The sequence below is a fragment of the Teredinibacter waterburyi genome (assembly GCF_001922985.1).
Taxonomy (GTDB): Bacteria; Pseudomonadota; Gammaproteobacteria; order Pseudomonadales; family Cellvibrionaceae; genus Teredinibacter; species Teredinibacter waterburyi.
In genome coordinates this window covers 304255-310720 of record NZ_MRUH01000168.1, presented here as the reverse complement: position 1 = coordinate 310720, position 6466 = coordinate 304255, and the positions used below count along the sequence as shown (strand labels likewise).

Sequence of the window (6466 nt, the reverse complement as noted above, 5' to 3'; positions counted from 1 at the left end):
AAGAACCGGTAGACAACAGTGGAAAGAATCGCGTGGCGATTGCTGCCGCTGCTGCAATCCTGCTGATTTTTGCGGCCGTAACGGCCAAGGTACTCGGTTTAATCTAGGTTCGGCAGACTCACAACATCACCTTCGCCCCAGCGAGGAAACAGCTCTTGCTCTATGTTTAGCTGATCAAGGATTCTTGCCACAATAAAATCAATAAGATCCTCAATACCATTCGGCTTGGTATAAAACCCCGGGCTCGCGGGCAACACCACCGCTCCCATCTGCGTCAAAGCCAGCATATTCTTAAGGTGGATTTCCGAATAGGGCGTTTCGCGCGGCACCAAAATTAGCTGGCGTCGCTCTTTTAGCGCTACATCTGCGGCGCGTTCGATTAGGTTATTACTGGCACCCTGGGCAATCGCTGAAAGCGTGCCACCGCTGGCTGGGCACACCACCATACTGCTCGGGCTACTCGAACCCGATGCAACCGGAGAAAACCAATCCTCTCGAGAAAATACCACTAGCTGATTCGGCACCGCATCAAAGCGACTCGCTAAGAAAGCTTGCTGAGCAGCTGCCCCTTCGGGTAGCGACATAGTTGTTTCGGTGTTGATCACCACTTCTGCAGCCCGTGAGATTAACAAATACACTCGGCAATTGGCTGCAAGCAAGCATTGCAGCAAACGCAAACCGTAATCGGCTCCGGAAGCTCCGGTCATCGCTAGGGTGATCGTTCTGTTGAAGCTCATTTTCTAATCCTAAATATTTAGTGGGCTAGGTTGTTTTGTGCTGGAGGCGGTTTTTTCGCTCAGGGCTACTTAGTCAATCAATAGATCACTAACGGCTGTTTCTCCGCGCAACGCAGCTTGCAAAGCGGTCAAAAGGCGCTGATGGATATTCTCAAAACCACCATTACTCATAATCACCAAATGCCAATTAACGGATTGATCGCACGTAACACGCTCTACTGTTGCGGCAACAATAGCGTCCGTGGTTGCAAATACAGTCGCCGCACTCGAGCTACCGTCACTTGACGATAAGGTATCGCCAGACTGTAGGGTCTCCGCGAGCTGCCACTCCAACTGCCCAGGCTGATACCAAAAGCTCTCATCGGCGGCCTTTACTGAATCGGCTAAGGCTTGCTTATGCACCCCCAGTTTCATCGTATTTGAACGCGGCTCGATAATCGCGAGTAAGCGATCACTACCAATGCCAGCTCTCACGCCTTCGAGGGTAGAAGTGATTGCCGTCGGGTGATGAGCAAAGTCGTCATAGAGTTTTACCCTGCCGCCACGCCCAACTTCGCCCAGCAACTCTAGTCGTCGCTTTACACCTTTAAAAGATGCCAATGCTTCGCAAGCGTGGTCTGGCGTAACGCCTACATGGCGCGCGGCGGCGAGCGCGGCTAAGGCATTTTGTAGATTGTGGTCACCGCGCAGCCCCCAACTCACCTCGCCAACTAACTCCCCAGATAGGTAGACACAAAAGTGGCTACCATCGGCAGAACGTTTCTCTACTTGCCATTCGCAGTCGCTGTTGGCTCGCTCCCCAAGGCGTTTCACCTCGCTCCAGCACCCCATCTCCAAGACTTCCTCCAGCGCAGCACTATCGGCCGACGTTAGGATCTGACCATTTGCAGGTACGGTGCGAATTAGGTGGTGAAACTGACGCTGGATTGCAGCCAAGTCAGGAAAAATATCGGCATGATCATATTCGAGGTTGTTGAGTACTAGAGTGCGCGGCCGATAGTGGACGAACTTAGAGCGCTTATCAAAAAACGCGGTATCGTACTCATCGGCTTCAATAACAAAAAAGTCACTGTCGCCCAACCGCGCCGAGCAACTGAAGTTGGCGGGCACACCACCAATGAGGTATCCCGGCGCCATGCCAGCCTGCTCTAATATCCACGCCAACATACTCGAAGTTGTGGTTTTGCCGTGCGTACCGGCAACAGCCATTACCCAGCGACCTTGTAACAGATGGTCAGACATCCATTGCGGGCCGGAGGTGTAGGGAATGCCACGTTCCATAACCGCTTCCATCAATGGGTTGCCGCGGCTCACAACATTGCCAACCACGATCATATCGGGGTTTAACTGCAGCTGTTCAGGCTGAAACCCTTCTATTAGCTCGATACCAACCTGCTCTAGCTGAGTACTCATTGGTGGGTAGACGTTGCTGTCACAGCCCGTCACTCGATGCCCCGCAGCACACGCCAATTGAGCTAAAGAGCCCATAAAGGTGCCGCAGATCCCGAGAATATGAATATGCATCTAAACTCGCCTCTAATCTAAGCCTTAAAAATACGACCCAAAAACAATTGGCGCGAGCTTAGCACGCCTGTTTGAATTGGACATAACGGGGTTTTTGTGCAAAATGGCAATTATCACGCCACAACTGTGAATAACTCATACCGCGCGCCGGTCAAGATAATGACTATAATCAGTCTTAACTGTTGCTACTTAAGCCATTGATAAACCGAGAACTTTACCATGGATAAACGCCCGCCAGACGAGCCCGAGAAGGTTTGGTTTAGATCCAAGCGTTACTTCTGTGTAGATTCGAAGTGGTATTTTACAACCCGCGAGGGCGAGAATGTCGGCCCTTTCCCATCTGTACAAGCAGCCTCAGACGGCTTACAACTCTATATGGATTGCTTAAAGGTACGCGGAACCACACCGGAACAAGCAGCCAAAGTTGCCGCCAGTGGGCACTGGCAAACACATCACTGGAGCTAACTAACGCTTGCGTCAACAAATATTAGCCTACCGCGTCTATATCGCATAAAAACATAACTCGCAGCGGAATAGCGTCTAAACTATTAGGTTATATTGGAACACTTAATAAAATCTCACCACCCATCAAATCAGCAGGAATTCACATGAAGTTCAAATTCCCAGGCAAGCTGTTACTTGCCGCCCTCGTTGCTATCCCTCTCCTTACCGCATGCTCCTTGGCAAAAGACTCGGCGGCAACCAAAAGTCCATTCACAAAGCCAACCTTAGTTACACCAAAAGCCACCGCGAAGACTCAAGCGCTTTATCGTAACCTGGCCGCCCTTAGCTATAGTCATTTACTTTTTGGGCACCAAAATACTACCGCCTACGGCGTTAAATGGATCGGCGAAGCTAATCGCTCTGATGTCAAAGACATTACCGGCTCCTACCCAGCGGTATTTGGTTGGGATATTGGCCACCTCGAAATCGGCGATGCCAACAACCTAGATGGCATCCGCTTTGATTTTATCCAGCAGGAAATCATCAACACCTTTAATCGCGGCGGCATCAGTACTATTAGCTGGCATATGCGTGATCTGGTGACCGGTGGCTCGTCTTGGGATAAAGCGCCAACGGTTGCAAAACTTATCCCCGGTGGCGAAGCACACGCAAAGCTCATCGACGCCTTGGATAAATTTGTTGAATTTAACAATGCGCTTAAGGTAACAAATAGCGATGGCTCGACCGAGCTGGCTCCGGTTATTTTCCGCCCTTGGCACGAACATAACGGCGACTGGTTTTGGTGGGGTAAAGGCCCATCCAACGAGGCCGACTATATAGCCCTATGGCAATTTACCATCGACTATTTGCGCAATGAAAAAGGTGTAACTAATTTGATCTACGCCTTTTCACCGGATCGCAGCCGCATGGATATCAATAACCCGATGGAAGGTTACATGTATGGTTATCCCGGCGACGACTATGTCGACATCATCGGTTTAGACAACTACTGGGATCTTGGTCATCCTTACAACAAGGTTAGCGCACGCGAAAGCCGCGATGTATTTATTAAGAGCCTTGCCGCTGTTAGCAAAATTGCCCAGCAGAAGAACAAAGTCGCTGCACTGACTGAAGGTGGTCAAGAAACAGTATCTGATGACGGTTTCTGGACAGATATTATTCTCGACGCGATTATGGCTGACGACGACGCTCGCAGAATTTCATACTTTCTTGTTTGGCGTAACGCTAACAAAGCAAAAGAAAATATCGATCACTTCTACGCGCCTTACAAAGGACACAAAAGTGAAGCTAACTTCCTAGAGTTCTATAACAACCCTGTGACAATCTTCGAAGATCAATTAAAGGACATCTACCGCTAGGCTGTTTTGATATGAGCCTATTTATCTAGATCTCCTTGTAACAATCAGTAAAGGCGTTGATATTCCCGCGCCTTTACTGATTTCTCTAAATCGCTTACCAACTATTTTATTTATCGCATCCACCATTTCCGGCCTAGCACCCCAGCGGCATCAACTCCAAGCGCCCTGTTTGACCAAAACAACTCCCTCGACAACGTCAGAACATCCAAACAAACCGACCTCGCGTATATTGGATTAGGTATCGATTATCTATAGCGATGGCCGCTGTTTAGCATCCATTCGGTAAAAACTCATCTAGACAATGGCGTTTAAAGCTATGCTGAATTTGATCAATAGTTGTCGACGGGCGTTGATGATGACCAGCGATAACAAAGCCCGAAATACGAAAACGTTCAGCCTATCTTTGTGGGTTATTATCCTCGTTGGCTGCGGCGGAGCAGATCGCAATATCGAAACATCCACATCAGTTCCGACATCACCGCCCTCACAAGTGGCTACTGCTGAACCGCCAAATGCAGGGCCCAGCGCAACACCACAACCGGCTCCAACCAACCCGACACGAATAGGCTGGGCGAGTGGCGACTATCAGTTCGGCGATCTCTATCAACCATCACTGAGCGCTGCAGACAAAAAACCAGTGGTGGTAATGATCCACGGCGGCTGCTGGAGCTCATCCTATAGCCTGCGATTAATGGACGAACTCTCTGCAGACCTCGCTTCGCGTGGCTTCTTTGTTTGGAATATAGAGTATCGCAGCCTAGGTAATGGTGGTGAATGGCCGAATATGTTTCTCGATGTAGCTCGCGCAACCGATTACCTGCGGACCCTTGCTAACCAGTACCCGATAGACACCAATCGTGTGGTAACCATGGGGCATAGTGCTGGCGGTCATCTTGCGTTGTGGTTGGCAGGCAGGGGAAATATCCCGATGAGCAGCGAGCTGTATAACCCGACACCACAGCCTGTGGCAGGTGTTGTATCTTTGGCCGGTATCGGTGACTTAGAAAGCGGAGCTTGCAGCTACGGTGCACAAGCAATCATTGGCGATAACATTTCGGCAGCGGAGCGAACCGCAAGGCTAGCCAGCGCCTCTCCCGTAAAGCTACTACCGTTTGAAATTGAGACCGTAATGATCAGTGGCGATAAGGACTCGATCGTTCCAGCAAGGCTTAGCCAAGCATTCGCCGATAGCGCAGTAGCCAGCGGGGATATCAGCAGCCATTTAATTTTAACCAACGCCGATCACTTCACCCTGATAGATGCCGAAACAATGGATATGAATTTACTCGACGACCTTGTTACAAGCCTAAGTAATTAGTACCTAAACACAACTTTAGCTCGCGGCGCCGCTAGTTGCAGGCGCGGCATCAGGTGCTAGCAAACCGTCACTGTAAAAAACAGTGCCTTTGCTATCGATTAAAATCGCATCAAACCCTCGCAACTGATTGATAAGCGCCAACCCTTTTTCAACACCGAGTACGAATACGGTTGTCGATAACGGATCGGTATCGGCGCCCTGTGGCCCGAGTATGGTGACACTAACCAGACCACTAGCGGACTCGCCCGTTTTAGGATTGATAATGTGGTGCACGCGATGACCTTGATCATCAATAAAATAGCGCTCGTAATCACCCGAGGTAGAAATTGCGACATTTTCTAACGGTAAACGAATAACCGGCGCGGCGCTTTCATCGCCGCCGTCCCGTGGGTTTTTAATTCCCACCATCCAAGGCCGACCACCTTTGTCGCCCAACACTCGGCTATCGCCTCCGGCACTTACTGTCGCGTGCTCAACACCGTAGCCTTTTAAAATATCAATAACTCGATCGACCGCGTAACCTTTCGCGATTCCACCGAGATCGATGCGCACATTCGGGTGTAAAAAGCGCAACGTTTTTTGCTTAGGGTTCAACTGCAACCACTTGTAATTAATCGCCGGTAACAATTTGTCGCGCTGCTTCACACTCGGCTGTAACTTATTGCGGTAGTCGTAAAACCAACCGAGCGAAGCGAAGGTAATATCAAAGGCGCCGTCACTTAAGCGGCTGTAATAGAGCGATTTATCGACTAAAAATAATAACTCGTCAGAGATGGCTTGCGGTGCAGCCGCTGCATTTTTATTCAGCAAAGCTAAATCACTAGTTTCAATATAGGGGGAAAGTGTTTGGTCGATACGACGCATTTCAGCCATGCCATCGGCAAGCGCGCGCTGTGCAATTGCGGCTGAGTCATGCCAGAAGCTAATACTGATACGCGTACCCATAATGTTCTGCGTATCCTCCACCCAAGCGGCGTTAGCTTTGGCAGAGAAAATACCTAGCGAACATAAACACAATAGATACGCGGTTAACGGCGGGAATTTATTCGCAAACATCGCTGGCA

The 6466-nt window shown here is 49.8% G+C and carries 6 protein-coding genes; 3 read left to right on the top strand and 3 right to left on the bottom strand.

Annotated features, from left to right (window positions below; all coding sequences use genetic code 11):
- Positions 1-98 precede the first annotated feature (98 nt).
- Together IDZ20_RS15490 and mpl are read right to left on the bottom strand one after the other, a co-directional pair.
- On the bottom strand, positions 99-737 hold the full coding sequence (locus IDZ20_RS15490; protein ID WP_188152343.1) for a flavin prenyltransferase UbiX: 639 nt from the start codon (positions 735-737) through the stop codon (positions 99-101).
- 69 nt (positions 738-806) lie between these two features.
- Entirely contained in the window at positions 807-2261 is a 1455-nt protein-coding gene (gene mpl / locus IDZ20_RS15485; RefSeq protein ID WP_188152342.1) for a UDP-N-acetylmuramate:L-alanyl-gamma-D-glutamyl-meso-diaminopimelate ligase, read from the bottom strand.
- Between the two features lie 219 nt (positions 2262-2480).
- Between mpl and IDZ20_RS15480 the strand changes: the two genes are divergently transcribed.
- From IDZ20_RS15480 to IDZ20_RS15470, 3 genes are all read left to right on the top strand, one after another.
- Positions 2481-2726, top strand: coding sequence for a DUF6316 family protein (locus tag IDZ20_RS15480; protein ID WP_188152341.1), 246 nt, complete (start codon positions 2481-2483; stop codon positions 2724-2726).
- Between the two features lie 143 nt (positions 2727-2869).
- A complete protein-coding gene (locus IDZ20_RS15475; protein WP_188152340.1) occupies positions 2870-4084 on the top strand; it encodes a glycoside hydrolase family 26 protein in 1215 nt (404 codons plus the stop codon).
- Positions 4085-4400: 316 nt separating this feature from the next.
- Entirely contained in the window at positions 4401-5402 is a 1002-nt protein-coding gene (locus IDZ20_RS15470; RefSeq protein ID WP_188152339.1) for an alpha/beta hydrolase, read from the top strand.
- A 15-nt stretch (positions 5403-5417) separates the two neighbouring features.
- Here IDZ20_RS15470 and IDZ20_RS15465 read toward each other — a convergent pair whose 3' ends face one another.
- A complete protein-coding gene (locus tag IDZ20_RS15465; RefSeq protein ID WP_188152338.1) occupies positions 5418-6458 on the bottom strand; it encodes an FAD:protein FMN transferase in 1041 nt (346 codons plus the stop codon).
- Positions 6459-6466: the final 8 nt, after the last annotated feature.

Bases quoted from the DNA above. Each gene is read 5' to 3' on its own strand.
- IDZ20_RS15490 (WP_188152343.1), bottom strand. From the start codon at position 737: ATGAGCTTCAACAGAACGATCACCCTAGCGATGACCGGAGCTTCCGGA.
- mpl (WP_188152342.1), bottom strand. From the start codon at position 2,261: ATGCATATTCATATTCTCGGGATCTGCGGCACCTTTATGGGCTCTTTA.
- IDZ20_RS15480 (WP_188152341.1), top strand. From the start codon at position 2,481: ATGGATAAACGCCCGCCAGACGAGCCCGAGAAGGTTTGGTTTAGATCC.
- IDZ20_RS15475 (WP_188152340.1), top strand. From the start codon at position 2,870: ATGAAGTTCAAATTCCCAGGCAAGCTGTTACTTGCCGCCCTCGTTGCT.
- IDZ20_RS15470 (WP_188152339.1), top strand. From the start codon at position 4,401: ATGCTGAATTTGATCAATAGTTGTCGACGGGCGTTGATGATGACCAGC.
- IDZ20_RS15465 (WP_188152338.1), bottom strand. From the start codon at position 6,458: ATGTTTGCGAATAAATTCCCGCCGTTAACCGCGTATCTATTGTGTTTA.